Origin of the sequence: Lactobacillus sp. N54.MGS-719 (assembly GCF_000980505.1) — a bacterium.
Lineage (GTDB): Bacteria > Bacillota > Bacilli > Lactobacillales > Lactobacillaceae > Lactobacillus > Lactobacillus amylovorus.
Genome location: NZ_LARO01000010.1, coordinates 1 through 17,753, shown reverse-complemented (window position 1 = coordinate 17,753; position 17,753 = coordinate 1). Strand labels below are relative to the sequence as shown.

Genomic DNA, 17,753 nt, shown 5'->3' with positions numbered 1-17,753 from the left:
TAATGGCACAACAAGCTGCATACATAGGTACTGGTCGCCGCAAGGATTCAGTTGCGCGTGTTCGTTTAGTACCAGGTAACGGTAAGATCACTGTTAACGGTAAAGATGTTGATCAATACATTCCATTTCCTAACTTGGTTAAAGATTTGAAGCAACCTTTAACATTAACTGAAACTGACGGTCAATACGACGTCCACGTTAATGTTAACGGTGGTGGTTTCTCAGGCCAAGCTGGAGCTATCCGTCTCGGTGTTGCACGTGCTCTTCTTGAAGTTGACCCAGACTTCCGTGGTCCACTTAAGAAGGCAGGTTTCTTAACCCGTGACCCAAGAATGAAGGAAAGAAAGAAGCCAGGTTTGAAGAAAGCCCGTAAAGCTTCTCAATTCTCAAAGCGTTAATCTGTGGATTTTACGTTTATATATCAAAAAAGCATCCCTTATTGGAATGCTTTTTTTGTGCCCAAAATTATTTCTAAGTTTTATTAAAGAGAAAAATCACCAAGTTAGAAAGATGTAAAATTAAACTAACAGTTCTGATTATTCAAAGTAGGTGCAAAATGATTCTGTCACTAAAAAAAGTTAGTTACCGCGTAAAAGATAAGAATATTATCTCGGATTTTTCACTAGATATTGATAAAGGGACATTTTTAACGATTATTGGTCCTTCCGGTGGAGGAAAAAGTACTTTATTAAAACTTTTAGCTAATTTGATTTCGCCAACTTCTGGAGAAATTGATTTTAAAGATGAAAATATTAATACGTATTCACCAACAATTTATCGGCGTCAGGTATCATATTGTTTTCAACAGCCAAGTCTCTTTGGAGAAACTGTTAAAGAAAATTTAGAGTTTCCATTTAAAATCAGAAAACAGCAACCTGACCAAGATAAAATGGAACAAGCATTAAAGTCTGTTGATTTAAAACCAGATTTTTTGAATAAAAATATTACTGAATTATCAGGTGGTGAGAAGCAAAGAGTAGCCTTAATTCGTAATCTATTATTTAAGCCGGAAGTGCTTTTATTAGATGAAATTACCACTGGTTTGGACAATAATAGCAAAGAAATCGTGCATCATTTAATCCAAAATGTACATCAGGATAATACGACGATTATTCAAGTTACCCACGATAACGATGAAATTCATCAGGCCGGTCAAATCATTAGAGTGGCAGAAGGGAAATTAGTAAAATGAAAGATTTAGCTGTTAGCAATTTATCGTTGTTTCTGTCGTTTGCGTTAGTTATGGTCTCTGTGGGAATTTCTATGAAAGAGCATCTGGGCTTAACCAAAGATGTCTTTTATAGTGTTGCTCGTGCGATTATTCAATTAACAATCGTGGGATATATCCTGAAATATATCTTTAAGATTAACAATACTTGGCTCACGATTGTGATTACCCTGTTGATAATTTTTAATGCTTCATGGAATGCCAATAAACGAGATCCTAATCCAGATAGAAAGTTATGGCAATCGTTTGTGGCATTGTTGGTTGGAACTTATATTACACTAGGCGTCTTAATGCTTTCGAAGACGATCAAATTAGTGCCAATGCAAATTATTCCAATTACGGGGATGATTGCCGGAAATGAAATGGTCGCGATTGGATTGTGCTATAAGACTTTGAATGAAAGCTTCCATGATCAACGACAACAAGTTTTAGAGAAATTGGCTTTAGGGGCCGACATTAAGGATTCCAGCATGCCAATTTTACGCAGAAGCATCAAGACTGCGATGCAGCCAACAATTGATTCAGCTAAAACCGTTGGTTTGGTTAACTTACCAGGAATGATGTCAGGATTGATTTTTGCCGGAGTCGATCCTGTGTATGCGATCAAATATCAGATTATGGTTACGTTCATGTTGCTATCCGCTACGGGACTTGGAGCAGTGATTGCCGGTTATTTAGCTTATAGAAACTACTTCAATGCTCGGATGCAATTGCTTGAGAAATAAAAAAAGACCAAATTCATGTGAACTTGGTCTTTTTGATTAGAATTATAAACTGTCTTGAATATTATCAGCTAAGTAGTCGTAAAGCATGCCTTTCTTCAAGTCCTTGGTATCAACGCCAAGAGCTTCAGCGATTGCGTAAGCGAATGACCAAGCAGTAGCAGGACCACGGCTAGTTACGATCTTGTGTTTATCGTCAGTAACAGTGATTTTTTCTGAAAAATGAGCATTTGGTTGATCTTTCAAGCATTCTTGTTCAATACCTGGGTAGCAGGTAAAGTCAACGTCATCTAACACGCCATAACGTGCGAGGGCACGAGGAGCAGCACACATTGCGGCATCCCATTTGCCTTCTTCGTGACGCTTAACCATTAAATCACGCAACGTCTCATTATCACGTAAGTTTGCGGAACCAGTCATTCCACCTGGGAATGCGACTAAATCGTAATCAAGTAAACTATCGTCAACAACTTTGTCACAAGTAATTTCAATGTGGTGGTCGCCATCAACTTTTTTGCTAGTTAAACCAACCATGTCACATTGCACGTTCAAACGACGAAGTACATCAACTACGCTTAAACCTTCGACTTCTTCACAGCCATCTGCAAAGATTACAGCAACTTTTGTCATTATATAACCTTCCTTTCTTCATTACATTAATTATACTAGTTAATTAATGTCTAAATAAAATGAGAGGTCTCTTAATTTACTTAAATGCAAAGTAGGGTGTGGTGAAATAGGAATTTTGTCCTTCTTTGGTGCAAGCCACAATGACTTCAAATTGGCATTTTCTGCACCCTGAATTTCTTCATCTATATTGGTGCCAATTACTAAAACTGTGTCGGGATCAATTTCGGGATGATCTTTGAGAATTTTGAAGAAAATATTTTTGCTAGGTAATTTTTCGTCAAAATCGTCTGCAAAATAAGTATAATCAAACGAACTGAGTAATTCGGATGGTGCCAGGCGCGGTTCAATTTCTGCTTTAGTTTCTTTAGCAAGTAAAATTAAGCGAAAAGAACTAAGTTGATCTAGAAAATCGGGCGTCCCTTTAACTAATCTAGTTTGTTCTTTCATCAAGCTATCAAAAACAGGGCGTGTTTCCTTAATATCCTTATCCAAAAAAGTGGTTAAAGATAAATCGATTTGCTCGTCATCAGATAAAGTTTTAAATTGTTTTTGCAGACTAGTGTACCTTAAGCGTTCGGCTGGTCCCCAATCGAGGCCAAAATGCTTTAAGGCTTGGCGCAAAGCAGTCTTTTCGGCTAGTTTTTGATTTAAAAGACTACCCTCAGGGATGAAAATTAATGTTTCAAATGTTGACATATAGTACCTTCTTTTTGCGTTAATCTCTATAAGAATTATAATGAACTCGATAATTTTTAGAAAGGATTTAAGAATGACAATCTGGACAGCTATTTTCTTATTATTGGCTCAACCATTTCTTCAACCAAGGAATTAAAGGGACATTGGAAGGAAACATGGTTTTTCACGATTTTTACCGTTCTTCATCGCATTTTCTGGAATTATGATTCTTGTTTCGGGAAAGCATAATACATTAAATACGGAAAAGCAGCCTACTTGGTTAAGAATTGTTTACTTAGGCACGCTTTTAATCATGGGTGCTTACACTGGTTATTTCGGTGCCGCCGGTGGTGTTATCGTATTGGTAATTTTAACCTACATTACCAATGAGAAGTTTATCGTAATTAATGCAATTAAAAATGTGATTAGTGGCTTTGCTAACTTAGTTGCTTTAATAATCTTTATGTTTACTTCTCACATTTATTGGCTTCAAGCAATTCCGCTAGCAATCGGAATGTTCATTGGTGGTTATATTGGGCCAGCTATTTTAAGACGTGTTCCTGAAAAGCTGGTTAGAATTTTTATTGCAACTTTGGCATTCGTTCAATCAGCCTACTTCTTTTATACAGCATATCTACGCTAAGTTTGATACAATATTTATTAATACAAAGGGAGGGGTTAATAGATGGCAACAGAAGTTTATTTAGTTCGCCACGGTGAGACTATGTTTAACCAGCTGAACAAAGTTCAAGGCTGGTGTGATTCTCCACTAACTGTGAAGGGAATTAACGATTTAAAGAGAACTGCAGATGCATTAAGCCAAGTTCACTTTGACAACATGTACTCATCAGATTTGAAAAGAGCAATTGACACCGTTCACTTAATGAAAGACGCTAATTTGGTCTCGGATATTGGTAAAATTAAAAAGTTGCCGGAATTTCGTGAAGTTTTCTTTGGAACTTTCGAAGGTGATGATATTAACCAAACCTGGGATCAAGTGGCGATGGCAGCCGGAATCGGTCATGAAGACGATGTCACTAAGATTATCAATCAAGTGGGCCTGCATGATTTCCGTGAGGCTATTAAGAAGGCCGATCCACGTCACTTAGCAGAGAATACGGAAGAGCTCGATAAGAGAATGGTCCGTGGGATCCAAGTATTAGGTGATCTTACCAAAAATGAAAAGAGAGTTCTGCTAGTTACACACGGCGATTTTATTAAGACCTTGTCGATTAAGTATTGGAATAGAAGTGATGGTAAGCATGACATCATTTTTCCAAATAACGGCAGCGTTACTAGAGGAATTTTGCATGACGATGGTCAATTTGAAATTGTTGACTACAATGTTGATGCAGAAAAATTATAAGAAAGTCCTACTGCATAAGTAGGGCCTTTTTTGGTACACTGATAGCGAGAGGAAAATTTAAATGAATAAAGATCATACAACTAAGCGCTATGTATTTGTTACGCTGTTAAATGTTGTTATTACTATTGCCGAATTCTTAGGTGGTATTTTTTCAGGATCGCTAGCTTTGCTTTCAGATGCTGTCCACAATTTAAGTGATGTAGGTGCGATTATTTTATCTTTTGTTGCTCACCTGATTAGTAGACGTAGTCGTAATCAACACAAGACTTTCGGTTATGAGCGGGCGGAGACGTTAGCCGCCTTTACGAATGGCGTTATTCTGATCGTAATCAGTGTAGTTTTATTCGTAGAAGCAATTCAACGCTTCTGGGAGCCAGAACATATTCATGGCGGAATTATGCTGGTTGTCTCAATCATTGGTCTTGTGACTAACTTGATCTCAATGTTTGCTATGCACAGAGATTCTAAGGGTAATTTGAATGTGCGCTCAACCTTTATTCATATGCTTAGCGATGCATTATCAAGTGTAGCGGTCGTAATTGGTGCGATTTTTATTTACTTCTGGAATGTGACTTGGCTTGACCCAGTTTTGACTATTTTGGTTTCACTCTTTGTTTTGCATGAAGCATATGAAATCACAATGAAGGCAGCCAATGTGTTAATGGAATCAAATCCTAATATCGATTTGACTAAAGTTAACGAGATTATGTTGTCATTCCCTGAAGTAAAGAATGTTCACCATGTCCATGTTTGGCGCTATAGTGATAATTTTATTATGATGGACGCTCACATTAACGTCGATCGTAATCTGCAAGCTGGCGAACTGGAACAGCTTTATCAAAAGATTGGTAAAAAGCTAAAAGAAGAATTGTGCATCAATCACATTACTTTACAAGCAGAATGTGAACGTGGCCGTAATGATAAGATGATCGTTTCAGGCCGCGGTAATAACGAAAATTAGGTGGATAAATGTTTTCAGTTAATATTTTTACAGCGATAATCGTTTTAGTTATGGGCATATACGATATGTCATATGCCTTTAATCGACGCAAGCAGCCTAATAATAAAGGCGGCATTAGGGCTTTTATGATTTTGGGCGTGATTTTCACCATCGGTGGAATCGTAATGATTATTAGATGTTTGATTAATAAAGGATAATAGAATGGCTAAATTAGTATTAGTTCGACATGGCGAAAGTGTTGCCAATGCCGCAAATGTTTATACTGGATGGAACGATGTTCCATTGACTCACAAGGGTGAGGAGCAGGCTAAGCAGGCAGGCGAATTAATTAATACTATCTCAGACTTTGCTCCAACGCATATCCATACTTCAGTCTTGTCGCGTGCTATTACGACAGCCAATATTGTCGCCGATACATGTAATTTGTTATGGCTCCCGATCACTAAGACGTGGCGACTAAATGAACGTCACTATGGGGCTCTACGTGGCCTTAACAAGGATATCTCGCGTAAAGTATTCGGTGTAGAACAAGTTTTACTCTGGCGTAGAGGTTTTGATTCCGTTCCACCTGCTCAAGGTTCGCCAATGATTGATCGTCGCTATAAATTATGCGATCAACATTTGATGCCACGAGCAGAAAGTTTACATCAAACCCAAAAACGTTTGATGCCATATTACTATGATCATATTGCTTCGAGATTGTTAAATGGTGAAGACCAATTAATCGTAGCTCATGGTTCAAGTCTTCGTGCTTTGATCAAAAAGCTTGAAAACATTAATGATCATGACATTGTTAACCTTGAAGTACCTAATGCAGAACCAATTGTTTATACGATGGATGATCAGTTAAATATTGTTGATAAAAAGATTTTACGTTAAAAATGCAGAGAACCTGCATTTTTTTAATGCTCTAAAGAGGGATTTACCTACAATTATGGTAGAATTTAATATGATTTCTAGTATATTAGTTTGGAGTATTTTGCATGCGTAAATTATTTTTATTGCGAGGTGCACCTGGCTCCGGTAAGTCTTCTTTTATTGCCCGTCATCACTTAACGCCTTATGCGATCAGTCGTGATCAAATTCGGTTATTATTGGCGGATTTAACAGTTTATTATCAAGAGGATGCGGATGTATTACACCAAGTGATTCCGCGGCACGTAACCGTGCGTACTGAGCAAATGGTGGATCACCTTGTAGAACACAAGATGGAACATGGGGAAACTGTAATTGTTGATGGAACGCATATTGTTCCTAGCGCAATTGAGCATTTCAAGCCATGGGTAGACAAGTATCACTATGAATGTTTCGTAGTTGATTTAATGCAGCACAACACGTTGGAAAACTTACTTAAGCGTAATCAAACCAGAATGCATTACGATTGGGTAAAGCCAGAAGTTGTTAAGCAAATGTATCGTTCATATGAAGCACATCCAGAAGTTCCAAGTTGGGCACATAAGATTATCCCAACACAAATGGATCATGCACTATCACAAAAGGAAAGCAATCTTGATCGTTATTCACACGTAATTGCCGTTCCAGATAAGGTAAGTGAAGAAGATTTTCCACATGTGCATATCTCGAACTTCTACTTCTCATTTAATGAAAAGTTTACTGAGAAGTATGGAACTTACCGCAATGTGGTTTCAATTGCTAAGACTGAGGATGAAGCGGTAAAGCAATTTAAGTTGCCATATTTTGTCTTTAAGTTTCACCACAAGCATTTCTTGATCTCGGCATATCCAATTAGAAATGAAATGCTTGACCCAATTAGAAAAGTGAAGGGTGTATGGACATATTCAACTGGATTGTATAATGTTGCTGATTTTATTAAGGAATTTCCAGAAAATCCTAAGCAACATGTGCATCAATTCAATTTAAGCAAACTTGATGCAACTCGTTTGCTTCATATTTGGTAAAAGAACACGAAAAAAAGAGTTACGCTTTAAAAACGTAGCTCTTTTCTTTATATAAAATTATTGAATTAATATTTAAATGCTAAAGCCCCCATTGGGTCCCATGGCAACAATTGAATAGGGTTCTTCTTGCCTTCATCGTAGGCTTTCTTGAGGTCATCTGGCAAGAACTTCTTGTTGATAACGGCTTGGTAAACGAATGAATCGAACCACTTGTCGCTCATGACGAAGTAACCCTTAAAGCCTGGCTTTTCACCCCATGAGTTTTCGATCTTCCACTTAGTTGGCTTGCCATCAACAATGTCAACACCAGTAATAACCATGGCGTGATCCATCATGCTTTCACCAGAATCAAGCTTTTCAGCCTTAGACATTGAGAAGTCAGTGTCGAATAATTCGTCACGACGGTAAAGATCAGTGTCAAGAAGACCTGCTCTTCTTTCTGAATCCTTAACAACGTTTGAACCGAACCAAACAACTTCACCGCTCTTTAATTGCTCGATGATTAAGTCCTTCATTTCATCAACTTTAAGGTTCAAGTGACGAACTTGACGGCCGCCTTCAACGTTACCTAAGTATTCAACTGAGAATACCTTGTGGAAAGGCTTATCGCTAGTTGGAGCGTTAATAGTTGAAATGTGGTTTTCAAGGTCCATGCCAACGTACTTGTCGAAGAATTCCTTTGGAGTAATATCCTTGTCAATGCGGTAATTCTTGTCGTCATCTCTGTATTCAAAGTTGAACTTTGTAGGTGGAACACCAAGTGAGATTGAAAGTACGCGGAAGACATCGTTTAACATTTCTTCCTTGCGAGCTTGAACTTCATCTTCTGACTTGCCATCGTTAACTAACTTGCGCAATTCAAGACCATCTTTACGAAGCAAGGTGTTCAAAGTATCGTTTAATGCGCTAGAGTTGTTTGAGTTAGCAGTTTCTGGGTAAACGCTCTTTGGTACGATACCGTATTTTTCGATGATACCGCAAAGCATGTCCCACTGACCACCATCTTGTTGTGGAGTAGCAAACAAGAATGAAACTTTACGATCGCCAAGTGGCTTGTCTGCAGTTGCAATTACATTTTCAAAGAACCAGTTTGACTTTTCAAATTTGTCCCAGAAGTTAGTGTAGTTTTGAGATAATTCGAAGTCCTTTAACTTAAACTTCTTTTGAAGTGGGTGACGCATGGTGTTCAAAGCTGAGAACATCCAGCAACGACCTGATTGCTTTTGGTCAGCTGGCTTACCAGTGTCGATTTCAATTGAGAAGGTTGGGTCAAGGTCGATTTTAGTTTGTAAGTCTTGACTTGCCTTAAAAATGCCGTTTTCTTGAGCTGCACGGCTAGCTACTTTGTATGCAGGATGATTGGTTAAATCGTTCTTAAATTTTTCGATTGTATCATTAGAAATTTCTTTTGCCATTAATTTTTCCTCCCTTTTTATGGAAATCTAATTATATTTTAGCCTATAAAAAGAAAGGCGTCTATTTTGTAAATGGACGGTGATACCAAATATCATTTAATTCGGGATGCTTTTCAAAGTATTTAATGGCAATTGGATCGAGTGGCCAAACTTTTTTGCCTGATTCTTGCACATATGCAAGCACTTGCTTCATCAACAAACTTATTTCGTGTGGATCATGTTCATCAGGATTAAGAAAAATGTGATTCATCACCCAAACAGTAGCATCCTTACGCTTAATTAAATCTAAGTCAGTTCTTGATGTTATTTGCCCATCATTACTGTTAGAGAGCGTAAAATATTTTTTAGTTTCAGTATTTTCAGACATTTTTTACCTTTTCTAAGAAAAAATCGTTCTTTTTTGCGTAATAAATAATAGAGAGTTAATTATTTTTTGTTTACTCAAAACATTGTAAAATAGATAACTGTCAAAATAAAAGTAGTAAATGGAGTTAACAATGAAGACACGTGGATTTGAAGTAGTAAAAAAGTATCAAGATAAAGGAATTAATTTGCCTAGAAGACAAACCTTGGCTAGTGCCGGCTACGATCTTGAAGCGGCTGAAGACATCACTATTCCTAGCATCTGGCGTCTTAACTTTGTCAGAATTTTTAGATTGATTAGAAATGGTCACCAACTTTATGAACGTGATTATGAAATGGCAGAACAATTATTAAAGCCAATTTTGGTTCCTACAGGCCTTAAAGCTTATATGCCTGAAGATGAAGTACTGATTTTGGCCAACCGCTCATCCAATACTTTTAAGCGTAATCTTTCATTGCCTAATGGCGTAGGCGTAATCGACGCGGATTATTACAATAATCCTAATAATGAAGGCGAGATTTTTGTGCAAATGCTTAATTATGGCGTGCGTCCTTTACATATTCACAAGGGTGACCGCATTGCACAAGGAATTTTTATCAAATATCTTAAAACTGACGACGATGATCCAATCAGTAGACAAAGAATTAGTGGTTTTGGTTCTACTAATGAAAAGAAGGATGATTAATGGCAAGAGTAAAAACACAATATAAATGTCGCTCCTGTGGCTATATTTCTGCGAGTTACTTGGGTAGATGCCCTAATTGTGGTGCTTGGAATCAGTTTGAAAAAGAGACTGAAGAAGTACAAAAGCGTTCTACTAAGGCTACAGCTAGTCGTTTAATTCAAAAGACCGGTGTCAATGAACCGGTTAAGTTAGACAAAATTAAGGCAGAAAAAGAAGAAAGAATTCCTACCAAATCTGAAGAATTAAATCGTGTTTTAGGTGGCGGTATCGTGCCAGGATCGCTTGTCTTAATTGGCGGGGATCCCGGAATTGGTAAATCTACATTGATGCTGCAGATCATGAGCGATTTATCTGAAAAATATAAAGTACTATATGTTTCAGGGGAAGAATCAGCTAATCAGATCAAGTTAAGAGCCGATCGACTTGGCGTAGGGCAAAGCAACATGCTGTTATATCCCGAAACTGACATGCATGATATTCGTGAACAGATTAATGATGTTAAACCTGACTTTGTGGTGATCGATTCCATTCAAACGATGAATGAACCTAGTTTGGACTCGATGACCGGTTCAGCTTCACAGGTTAGGGAAGTAACCAGTGAGCTCATGAAGATCGCTAAAATGAATGCGATCACGATTTTTGTTATCGGTCACGTGACTAAAGAAGGGGCCATTGCTGGTCCTAAGATTATGGAACACATGGTGGATACGGTACTTTATTTTGAGGGGGATGAACACCACTCTTACCGTATTCTGCACTCTGTTAAAAACCGTTTTGGTGCTGCTAACGAAATTGGCATGTTTGAGATGGTCAATGAAGGGCTAAAAGAAGTTACTAATCCATCATCTATTTTTCTTGATCAAAGATTGCCTAACTCGACTGGTTCAGCTGTCGTTGTTTCGCTTGAAGGAACCCGTCCACTTTTAGCTGAAATCCAAGCTTTGGTAACCCCAACGGCATTTGGCTATGCGAAGCGAACAACTTCAGGCCTTGATTACAATCGAGCAGCTCTTTTACTTGCCGTTCTTGAAAAGCGTGGCAATTTAATGTTGCAAAATCAAGATGTTTATTTAACTGCAACTGGCGGGATTAAACTGAATGAACCGGCAATTGATTTAGCTATTGTTATGGCTGTGTCATCTAGTTACACAGATAAAGAAATTTCACCAACGGACTGCTTTGTAGGTGAAGTTGGTTTAACCGGTGAAGTTCGCCGCGTAGACAAGATCGATGCTAGGGTAAAAGAAGCCGCTAAAGTTGGCTTTAAACGAATCTTTGTACCGCGGCACAACATGTATGCTGGTCTTCAGGATTATGGCATCGAAGTAATTCCAGTTTCCAGTATTCCACAAGCATTAAAATTAGTTTTTGATTAGCACTAATTGAATTCTTCCTATATAACGAGTAAACTAAGATTGTTTGAATCTACTATTTTTGAAAGAGGCATGAATTTTGGCTAAAGAAAAAATCCGTGTAAGATATGCACCAAGTCCAACTGGTCACTTGCACATTGGTAACGCACGTACTGCACTTTTTAACTATTTATTCGCCCGTCACAACAAGGGTACTATGGTATTGAGAATTGAAGATACCGACCAAAAACGTAACGTTAAGGGCGGTTCTAAGTCTCAAATGGAAAACCTTCACTGGCTAGGCATTGACTGGGATGAAGGTCCTGACAAGGGTGGAGACTACGGTCCATACCGTCAATCAGAAAGAAAAGAAATTTACCAAAAGTATATTGATCAATTGATCGACGAAGGCAAGGCATACTACTCATACAAGACTGAGGAAGAACTTGAAGCTCAACGTGAAGAACAACGTGCTATGGGTGTTGCTCCTCACTACACTTACGAATACGAAGGTATGACTGCTGACGAAATTAAGCAAGCTCAAGACGAAGCTAAGGAAAAGGGTCTTAAGCCAGTTGTACGTATTCACATTCCAGAAATGGAAACCTACTCATGGGATGATATCGTTAAGGGTCACCTTGAATTCGAATCAGACACTATCGGTGGTGACTTCGTTATTCAAAAGCGTGACGGTATGCCAACTTACAACTTTGCCGTTGTAATTGACGACCACTTGATGAAGATTACCCACGTACTTCGTGGTGATGACCACGTTTCAAACACTCCTAAGCAATTAGTAGTTTATGAAGCACTTGGCTGGAAGCCACCTAAGTTTGGTCACATGACTTTGATCATTAACTCAGAAACTGGTAAGAAGCTTTCTAAACGTGACGAATCAGTTCTTCAATTTATTGAACAATATCGTGACCTTGGTTATTTACCAGAAGCTATGTTCAACTTCATTACACTTCTTGGTTGGTCACCAAAGGGTGAAAACGAAATTTTCACTAAGCGTGAATTCATCAAGCAATTTGATCCAGCTCGTTTGTCTAAATCACCTGCTGCCTTTGACCAAAAGAAGCTTGAATGGATTAACAACCAATACATCAAGAAGGCTGACCGTGATACCTTGCTTGACCTTGCTTTGAACAACTTGCAAGAAGCAGGCTTAATTGATGAACACCCAACCCCAGAAAAGATGGAATGGGTACGTCAATTGGTTAACATTTACTCAGTACAAATGTCATACACTAAGCAAATCGTTGACATGGCTAAGATCTTCTTTAAAGATGCTAAGGATCTTTCAGACGAAGAAATTGAAGAAATTAAGAACGATGATGGTCGCGGCGTAATTGAAGAATTCAAGAAGCAATTAGACCTCATTCCAAGATTTACTTCAGTTCAAATCATGAATGCTATCCAAGCTACTCGTAAGGCAACTGGCGTTAAGGGTAGAAAGCTCTTTATGCCAATCAGAATTGCTACTACTCGTTCAATGGTTGGCCCTGGTATCGGTGAAGCCATGGAACTTTTGGGTAAGGAACGTGTTGTAGAACACATTGACTTAACCTTGAAGCAAATGAGTGCTAACAATCTTTAATTAAAAGAGAATAAAGCAAAGAAGAAGCTGCAGAAGACTGCAACTTCTTTTTGTTTCTGCTAAAATAAAAATTAGCTATTTTCACAGAAGGGATGAGTGTTAGCTTTGAAAGTCTACAATACACTGACGCGCAAAAAAGAAGAATTTAAACCACTGGTTTCAGGACAAATTAGCATGTATGTCTGTGGACCAACCGTGTATAACTATATTCATATCGGCAATGCTCGTAGTTCAATCGCTTTTGATACGATCAGACGATATTTTGAATATAAAGGCTATAAGGTAAAATACGTTTCTAATTTTACTGATGTTGATGACAAGATGATCAATGAAGCTCGCGCTGAAGGGACGACTGTGCCTAAACTTGCAGAAAAGTTTATCAATGCTTTTTTGGAAGACACAACTGCCTTAAATATTGAACCTGCTACACTGCATCCTCGTGCAACTCATGAAATTAAAGATATTATCAATTTCGTTAAAACTTTAATTGATAAAGGCTATGCTTATGAAGTAGATGGCGATGTTTACTACCGTGCACGCAAGTTTAAGCACTACGGCGAACTTAGTGATCAAAATATCGAACAACTTGAAGAAGGTGCTTCAGAGCATATCAACGATGAAGAACAAAATCGTAAGGAAGATCCAATTGATTTTGCTCTTTGGAAAGCTCAAAAAGAGCCTGATGAAATTGCTTGGGATTCACCTTGGGGCAAGGGCCGTCCAGGCTGGCACATTGAATGTTCAGTGATGAGTACCAAATATTTGGGCGACACAATTGATATTCACGGTGGTGGTCAAGACCTTGAATTTCCACACCATGAAAATGAAATTGCTCAAAGTGAAGCAAAGACTGGCAAGAAGTTTGTTAATTACTGGCTTCACAACGGTTTTGTTACCGTGGGCAAGGATCAAGAAAAGATGTCTAAGTCACTACATAACTTTGTCACTGTGCATGACATTTTAAAGGAAGTTGATCCACAAGTATTGCGTTTCTTCATGGCTAGCGTGCAATACCGTCGTCAAATTAACTACTCCGAAGAAAATTTAAAGCAAGCTGCTACTATTTTAGATAGATTCAAGAATACTTTAACCAATATCAATTACCGTCTTGAAGATGATACTGCTAGTGAAGCAGTACCAGATTTGGCTAAGGCAATTGAAGAAACTGAGCAAAAGTTCGTTACTGCAATGGACGATGACTTTAATGTGCAAAATGCCTTAACTGCTATTTATGATTTGCTTCCAGCAGTAAATGCCAATGCCAACAGTGAAAAGGCTGATAAAGAGACTTTGACACTTTTTGAAAAGAAATTAGCAGCTTGGTTGTTAGTCTTCGGCGTTGATACAGAAAAGTTGTGTGCTCAAAATGCCGGTTCAAATGATGATGAGATTGAAGAATTGGTGAAAAAGCGTGATGAAGCTCGTGCTAACAAGGATTGGGCAACTAGTGATAAATTGCGCGATCAATTAAAGGAAATGGGCATTACAATTCAAGATACCCCACAAGGGACAAGGTGGACTCGTGACTAAAATAAAAAAATTAACTGAAGAAGATATAAATCCGGATACTTTGAATGGTCAAACTTTGGCTTATTTGGGGGATGCGGTCTATGAAGTGATCATTCGTCGCCACTTAGTTTGCGGCGGAATAGTAAAACCACAAGTTTTGCAACGTGAAGCAACGCATTATGTTTCTGCTAAAGCACAAGCTGCACTAGTAACTAAAATGCAGGATGAAGAAATGCTCACAGACGATGAATTAACTGCATTTCGCCGCGGTCGCAATGCCAAGAGTCATACTAAAGCTAAGCATACTAGCCTTAAGACTTATCAATTGTCAACTGGTTTTGAGGCGATGATCGGTTACTTGAATTTGTTAAATCAAGATGATCGTGTGCAAGAATTAAGTAAATGGTGCATTGATACAGTAGAAAAGGACGGACTAAAAGATTATGACTTCGAATAAAGATTTTGTTTTTGGTCGCCATGCCGGACTGGATTATTTGAAGACGCATAACTCTGATCAAATCAATAAGGTGTTTTTGCAACATGGCGTGCAAGAAGACTTTGCTAATCAAGTATATGCGATTACTAAGAAAAAGAGATTGGTGGTTCAGACCGTTCCTAAGAATAAGTTGGATCGTTTAGTTGAAGGTGGCAACCACCAAGGGCTTGTTTTGGCAATCTCTAGTTTTGAGTATGCCAATTTGGATCAACTGCTTGATCAATTTGACCAAGAAGGAAAAGAACCATTTTTATTGATGCTTGATTCAATTGAAGATCCGCATAATCTAGGTTCCATTTTACGTTCTGCAGATGCGACAGGCGTAGACGGAATTATTATTCCTAAGCGTCATGCCACTGGTTTGACCTCGGTTGTAGCTAAGACTTCAACCGGTGCGATCGATTATGTTCCTGTTGCTCGTGTAAACAATTTGGTCCAGACAACTAAGGAATTGAAGAAGCGCGGCTACTGGATCTTTGGTACAGACATGGCTGGTGTTGATTATCGTGAATGGAATGCCAATGGTAAAACAGTTTTGGTTATTGGTAACGAAGGTAAAGGAATCGCTCCATTACTTAAGAAACAAATGGATCAAACCATTACTTTGCCAATGATTGGTCACGTTCAGTCATTGAATGCAAGTGTGGCAACAGGTGTTTTGCTCTATCAAGCATTTAACAGTAGACATCCATTAAAATAAGAAAAAACCGACAAAAGTTGAATTTTGTCGGCTTTTTTTGTACAAAATGACCAATCTGTCGGTATAAACTTTTGTTCTCTTATCATGCTCAGAGCTCAACCTGTATCCTCAAAATGAACTTTGAAAGAGGATACAGAGATGAGAGTAAAAGAGAGAAAGTTAATTAAAAAAGTTAAAGCCGGGGATGATGAGGCTTTAGAAAAATTATTTGTATTATATAAACCGTTAGTGAATTCAGTTGTAAAAAAGTATTACCTGGGTCATTATGATCGCAATGATTGGGAACAGGAGGCCATGATTATTTGTTATGAAGCTGCCTTAGTTTATTCCAGTGAAAAAGGTAATTTTGGTAGTTTGTATAAAACAAAATTGTCGAATCATGCGCGAACTTTGATTAGGTACAATAATGCTTTTAAAAGACAGGTTTATGATCAATCTATTTCCTGGGAAAGTGTCAAAATTCAGGGAATTCAGGAGCCAAGGCGGAGCGAATTAGCGATTCCAATCAACGATACCTACAATGAATTCGTCAAAAGTTTATCGCGTTTGGAATTAATCGCATTAATGACGATTATTGGTGAAATGAGTGCGGAATACGTGATTGATCATTTAAAAATTGAGGCAATTCAACTGATTAGAGCAAGATCAAGGGCTCTACAAAAAATGCGCAAAGCGCTTTTTTAGTATGCTATAAAAAGAAAGTGCGGTATAATAATAAACGTAGAATATTTTAGGAGGTAATTTAAGATGGCAGACGAAATTATTAAGACTGCATTGTTAGACCGTCACATGAAGGAAGTATTTGACTGGAGTGATTCAAATATGCCAGTTAGAGATGCCCTTTGGGACTACTTTATGGAAAAGAATGGTAGAGATACCATGAAGACGGAAGAAGATATGCTTCCATTTTTGAAAGACTCAGACGATAAGATCGAAGCCTTCGTTAACGAAAATCTTAAGAAGTAAATCCAACTAAAAACAATGTTCTACGCACCGTGGTCACGCATGTTTGACCACCAAAGACAGCTACTCTCCGGTAGCTGTCTTTTTTGTGCTTCAAATAATCTTTTGCTATAATTTTCAAAAATTATTGAAAAGGAAAAGTTATGAGCAAAAGCAAGAAAAAGAAACGCAAACAAGTAATAAAAGAAATTGAAGAAATGAACCTCATTATTGAATTTCTGACTGATAATACAGTTTATTATTATTTAGATACTGTACCGAAAACTATTGGTCGTGAGGATTCTTACTATGATGGCTATCAAGATTGGTGTGACAAGTCTTATTTACCTGCTTTTGCCGAGAGTGTTACTAGGATAACTTTTGCAATGATGGAATATAATTATGCAGAAGTATATTTAGAACCAGAATTTTATCCGAAAAAGTATAGTAAGTATGTAGGTAAGAATATTCGTAATATTGGTTTTGATAAATTAGAAGAAATTATTAAGCATATCGTTTTAATGAAAAACGCCCAGAAATCCCCGTATTTTAATGCGGGGATGGATCGTCTCTAACGGCATTGTAGATCTGGTCATTAATGTACTTTTCTACTACTTCTTTAGACATATTCCCTACCGTGCCAAAGTAATAGCTGGGTGACCATAAATGTCCGCCCCACATCTTGTTTTGCTTAATTTCGGGATGATTCTTGAAGAATAAAAAAGCACTTCTTCCTTTGAGTGCTTTGACTACGCTTGAACCTGATTTTGATGGTCTAAAGCTGATAAGCAAATGAATATGTTCAGGCATTACCTCCATTTTTTCAATTTTGATTTGATTATCTTCAGCTATTTGCTTGAGCAGGTCTCGCATTTCTTGAGCCAGGTCTTGGTTAGTAAAGATTTGATTGCGGTATTTAGTACACCAAATTAGATGATAGTGTGCATTATAGACGTAGTGTTTTTCATAGCCTGCGTCTTTTATTTTGTCTCTCTTATTATTCATAGTCTAATATCCTTTCGTCTACTATGTATCTATTTACTGTTGATTATAAGATATACATAGGCTATAATCAAATTACAATAATACAAGGAGGTGAAATACATGAAAAGAATGAGCAGTTTAGCCTATCATTTTGGCGTTAAGCTTCGCTTTTATCCTAGTTCTAAGCAAAAGAAAATCATTAAAC

The 17,753-nt window shown here is 37.8% G+C and carries 22 protein-coding genes and 1 pseudogene; 18 read left to right on the top strand and 5 right to left on the bottom strand.

Annotated elements, in window-relative coordinates; genetic code table 11:
• The first annotated feature begins 2 nt into the window (after positions 1-2).
• From rpsI to fetB, 3 genes are all read left to right on the top strand, one after another.
• On the top strand, positions 3-398 hold the full coding sequence (gene rpsI / locus WS44_RS03125; protein ID WP_013437153.1) for a 30S ribosomal protein S9: 396 nt from the start codon (positions 3-5) through the stop codon (positions 396-398).
• A 158-nt stretch (positions 399-556) separates the two neighbouring features.
• On the top strand, positions 557-1,192 hold the full coding sequence (locus tag WS44_RS03120; protein ID WP_013437154.1) for an ATP-binding cassette domain-containing protein: 636 nt from the start codon (positions 557-559) through the stop codon (positions 1,190-1,192).
• Positions 1,189-1,953 carry an iron export ABC transporter permease subunit FetB gene (gene fetB / locus WS44_RS03115; RefSeq protein WP_013437155.1) on the top strand — a complete coding sequence of 255 codons (765 nt, stop codon included), beginning with the start codon at positions 1,189-1,191 and terminating at the stop codon, positions 1,951-1,953. Before WS44_RS03120 ends, fetB begins: the two co-directional genes overlap by 4 nt.
• A 42-nt stretch (positions 1,954-1,995) precedes the next feature.
• On the opposite strand, the gene WS44_RS03110 is transcribed toward fetB, so the two are convergent.
• The gene (locus WS44_RS03110) at positions 1,996-2,580 is read right to left on the bottom strand and encodes a DJ-1 family glyoxalase III (protein ID WP_013641488.1); all 585 of its coding nucleotides are present in this window, start codon (positions 2,578-2,580) and stop codon (positions 1,996-1,998) included.
• 39 nt (positions 2,581-2,619) lie between these two features.
• Positions 2,620-3,276 (bottom strand): HAD hydrolase-like protein, encoded by a 657-nt coding sequence (locus WS44_RS03105; RefSeq protein ID WP_013641489.1) that lies wholly within the window; start codon positions 3,274-3,276, stop codon positions 2,620-2,622.
• A 102-nt stretch (positions 3,277-3,378) separates the two neighbouring features.
• Between WS44_RS03105 and WS44_RS03100 the strand changes: the two are divergent.
• From WS44_RS03100 to WS44_RS03075, 6 genes and pseudogenes are all read left to right on the top strand, one after another.
• Positions 3,379-3,898 (top strand): annotated as a pseudogene (locus WS44_RS03100) (sulfite exporter TauE/SafE family protein); the annotation flags it as partial.
• Between the two features lie 42 nt (positions 3,899-3,940).
• Entirely contained in the window at positions 3,941-4,621 is a 681-nt protein-coding gene (locus WS44_RS03095; RefSeq protein ID WP_013437159.1) for a histidine phosphatase family protein, read from the top strand.
• A 61-nt stretch (positions 4,622-4,682) separates the two neighbouring features.
• A complete protein-coding gene (locus WS44_RS03090; RefSeq protein WP_046433049.1) occupies positions 4,683-5,582 on the top strand; it encodes a cation diffusion facilitator family transporter in 900 nt (299 codons plus the stop codon).
• A gap of 8 nt (positions 5,583-5,590) precedes the next feature.
• Complete coding sequence (locus WS44_RS03085; RefSeq protein ID WP_013437161.1) at positions 5,591-5,779, top strand: hypothetical protein; 189 nt, start codon at positions 5,591-5,593, stop codon at positions 5,777-5,779.
• Positions 5,780-5,783: 4 nt separating this feature from the next.
• The gene (locus WS44_RS03080; RefSeq protein ID WP_022087068.1) at positions 5,784-6,461 is read left to right on the top strand and encodes a 2,3-diphosphoglycerate-dependent phosphoglycerate mutase; all 678 of its coding nucleotides are present in this window, start codon (positions 5,784-5,786) and stop codon (positions 6,459-6,461) included.
• Between the two features lie 104 nt (positions 6,462-6,565).
• Positions 6,566-7,501 (top strand): AAA family ATPase, encoded by a 936-nt coding sequence (locus WS44_RS03075; RefSeq protein ID WP_013437163.1) that lies wholly within the window; start codon positions 6,566-6,568, stop codon positions 7,499-7,501.
• A 65-nt stretch (positions 7,502-7,566) separates the two neighbouring features.
• On the opposite strand, the gene pepC is transcribed toward WS44_RS03075, so the two are convergent.
• Positions 7,567-8,916 carry an aminopeptidase C gene (gene pepC, locus WS44_RS03070; RefSeq protein ID WP_046433044.1) on the bottom strand — a complete coding sequence of 450 codons (1,350 nt, stop codon included), beginning with the start codon at positions 8,914-8,916 and terminating at the stop codon, positions 7,567-7,569.
• 61 nt (positions 8,917-8,977) lie between these two features.
• Positions 8,978-9,283 (bottom strand): hypothetical protein, encoded by a 306-nt coding sequence (locus WS44_RS03065; protein ID WP_046433041.1) that lies wholly within the window; start codon positions 9,281-9,283, stop codon positions 8,978-8,980.
• A gap of 130 nt (positions 9,284-9,413) precedes the next feature.
• Here WS44_RS03065 and WS44_RS03060 point away from each other — a divergent pair, with 130 nt between their 5' ends.
• From WS44_RS03060 to WS44_RS03020, 9 genes are all read left to right on the top strand, one after another.
• Positions 9,414-9,965, top strand: coding sequence for a dUTP diphosphatase (locus WS44_RS03060; RefSeq protein ID WP_046433038.1), 552 nt, complete (start codon positions 9,414-9,416; stop codon positions 9,963-9,965).
• Positions 9,965-11,341: a DNA repair protein RadA gene (gene radA / locus WS44_RS03055; protein WP_013437167.1), complete on the top strand. Its 1,377-nt coding sequence runs from the start codon at positions 9,965-9,967 to the stop codon at positions 11,339-11,341. Before WS44_RS03060 ends, radA begins: the two co-directional genes overlap by 1 nt.
• 76 nt (positions 11,342-11,417) lie before the next feature.
• Positions 11,418-12,917, top strand: a complete 1,500-nt coding sequence (gene gltX / locus WS44_RS03050) for a glutamate--tRNA ligase (protein WP_046433035.1) — start codon at positions 11,418-11,420, stop codon at positions 12,915-12,917.
• 96 nt (positions 12,918-13,013) lie between these two features.
• Positions 13,014-14,447, top strand: a complete 1,434-nt coding sequence (cysS, locus tag WS44_RS03045; protein ID WP_013437169.1) for a cysteine--tRNA ligase — start codon at positions 13,014-13,016, stop codon at positions 14,445-14,447.
• A complete protein-coding gene (locus WS44_RS03040) occupies positions 14,440-14,883 on the top strand; it encodes a ribonuclease III domain-containing protein (RefSeq protein ID WP_013641495.1) in 444 nt (147 codons plus the stop codon). The genes cysS and WS44_RS03040 overlap by 8 nt, the downstream gene beginning before the upstream one ends.
• Entirely contained in the window at positions 14,870-15,622 is a 753-nt protein-coding gene (gene rlmB / locus WS44_RS03035; RefSeq protein ID WP_013437171.1) for a 23S rRNA (guanosine(2251)-2'-O)-methyltransferase RlmB, read from the top strand. Before WS44_RS03040 ends, rlmB begins: the two co-directional genes overlap by 14 nt.
• A 138-nt stretch (positions 15,623-15,760) precedes the next feature.
• Entirely contained in the window at positions 15,761-16,306 is a 546-nt protein-coding gene (locus WS44_RS03030) for a sigma-70 family RNA polymerase sigma factor (RefSeq protein WP_013641496.1), read from the top strand.
• A gap of 63 nt (positions 16,307-16,369) precedes the next feature.
• The gene (locus tag WS44_RS03025; protein WP_007126845.1) at positions 16,370-16,588 is read left to right on the top strand and encodes a hypothetical protein; all 219 of its coding nucleotides are present in this window, start codon (positions 16,370-16,372) and stop codon (positions 16,586-16,588) included.
• Between the two features lie 140 nt (positions 16,589-16,728).
• Entirely contained in the window at positions 16,729-17,139 is a 411-nt protein-coding gene (locus WS44_RS03020; RefSeq protein ID WP_249905801.1) for a hypothetical protein, read from the top strand.
• On the opposite strand, the gene tnpA is transcribed toward WS44_RS03020, so the two are convergent.
• The gene (gene tnpA / locus WS44_RS03015; protein WP_046433027.1) at positions 17,114-17,569 is read right to left on the bottom strand and encodes an IS200/IS605 family transposase; all 456 of its coding nucleotides are present in this window, start codon (positions 17,567-17,569) and stop codon (positions 17,114-17,116) included. The genes WS44_RS03020 and tnpA overlap by 26 nt on opposite strands.
• Positions 17,570-17,753 lie beyond the last annotated feature (184 nt).

Excerpts from the sequence above, each read along its gene's own strand:
- rpsI (WP_013437153.1), top strand. The coding sequence starts at position 3 with ATGGCACAACAAGCTGCATACATAGGTACTGGTCGCCGCAAGGATTCA.
- WS44_RS03120 (WP_013437154.1), top strand. The coding sequence starts at position 557 with ATGATTCTGTCACTAAAAAAAGTTAGTTACCGCGTAAAAGATAAGAAT.
- fetB (WP_013437155.1), top strand. The coding sequence starts at position 1,189 with ATGAAAGATTTAGCTGTTAGCAATTTATCGTTGTTTCTGTCGTTTGCG.
- WS44_RS03110 (WP_013641488.1), bottom strand. The coding sequence starts at position 2,580 with ATGACAAAAGTTGCTGTAATCTTTGCAGATGGCTGTGAAGAAGTCGAA.
- WS44_RS03105 (WP_013641489.1), bottom strand. The coding sequence starts at position 3,276 with ATGTCAACATTTGAAACATTAATTTTCATCCCTGAGGGTAGTCTTTTA.
- WS44_RS03095 (WP_013437159.1), top strand. The coding sequence starts at position 3,941 with ATGGCAACAGAAGTTTATTTAGTTCGCCACGGTGAGACTATGTTTAAC.
- WS44_RS03090 (WP_046433049.1), top strand. The coding sequence starts at position 4,683 with ATGAATAAAGATCATACAACTAAGCGCTATGTATTTGTTACGCTGTTA.
- WS44_RS03085 (WP_013437161.1), top strand. The coding sequence starts at position 5,591 with ATGTTTTCAGTTAATATTTTTACAGCGATAATCGTTTTAGTTATGGGC.
- WS44_RS03080 (WP_022087068.1), top strand. The coding sequence starts at position 5,784 with ATGGCTAAATTAGTATTAGTTCGACATGGCGAAAGTGTTGCCAATGCC.
- WS44_RS03075 (WP_013437163.1), top strand. The coding sequence starts at position 6,566 with ATGCGTAAATTATTTTTATTGCGAGGTGCACCTGGCTCCGGTAAGTCT.
- pepC (WP_046433044.1), bottom strand. The coding sequence starts at position 8,916 with ATGGCAAAAGAAATTTCTAATGATACAATCGAAAAATTTAAGAACGAT.
- WS44_RS03065 (WP_046433041.1), bottom strand. The coding sequence starts at position 9,283 with ATGTCTGAAAATACTGAAACTAAAAAATATTTTACGCTCTCTAACAGT.
- WS44_RS03060 (WP_046433038.1), top strand. The coding sequence starts at position 9,414 with ATGAAGACACGTGGATTTGAAGTAGTAAAAAAGTATCAAGATAAAGGA.
- radA (WP_013437167.1), top strand. The coding sequence starts at position 9,965 with ATGGCAAGAGTAAAAACACAATATAAATGTCGCTCCTGTGGCTATATT.
- rlmB (WP_013437171.1), top strand. The coding sequence starts at position 14,870 with ATGACTTCGAATAAAGATTTTGTTTTTGGTCGCCATGCCGGACTGGAT.
- WS44_RS03030 (WP_013641496.1), top strand. The coding sequence starts at position 15,761 with ATGAGAGTAAAAGAGAGAAAGTTAATTAAAAAAGTTAAAGCCGGGGAT.
- WS44_RS03025 (WP_007126845.1), top strand. The coding sequence starts at position 16,370 with ATGGCAGACGAAATTATTAAGACTGCATTGTTAGACCGTCACATGAAG.
- WS44_RS03020 (WP_249905801.1), top strand. The coding sequence starts at position 16,729 with ATGAGCAAAAGCAAGAAAAAGAAACGCAAACAAGTAATAAAAGAAATT.
- tnpA (WP_046433027.1), bottom strand. The coding sequence starts at position 17,569 with ATGAATAATAAGAGAGACAAAATAAAAGACGCAGGCTATGAAAAACAC.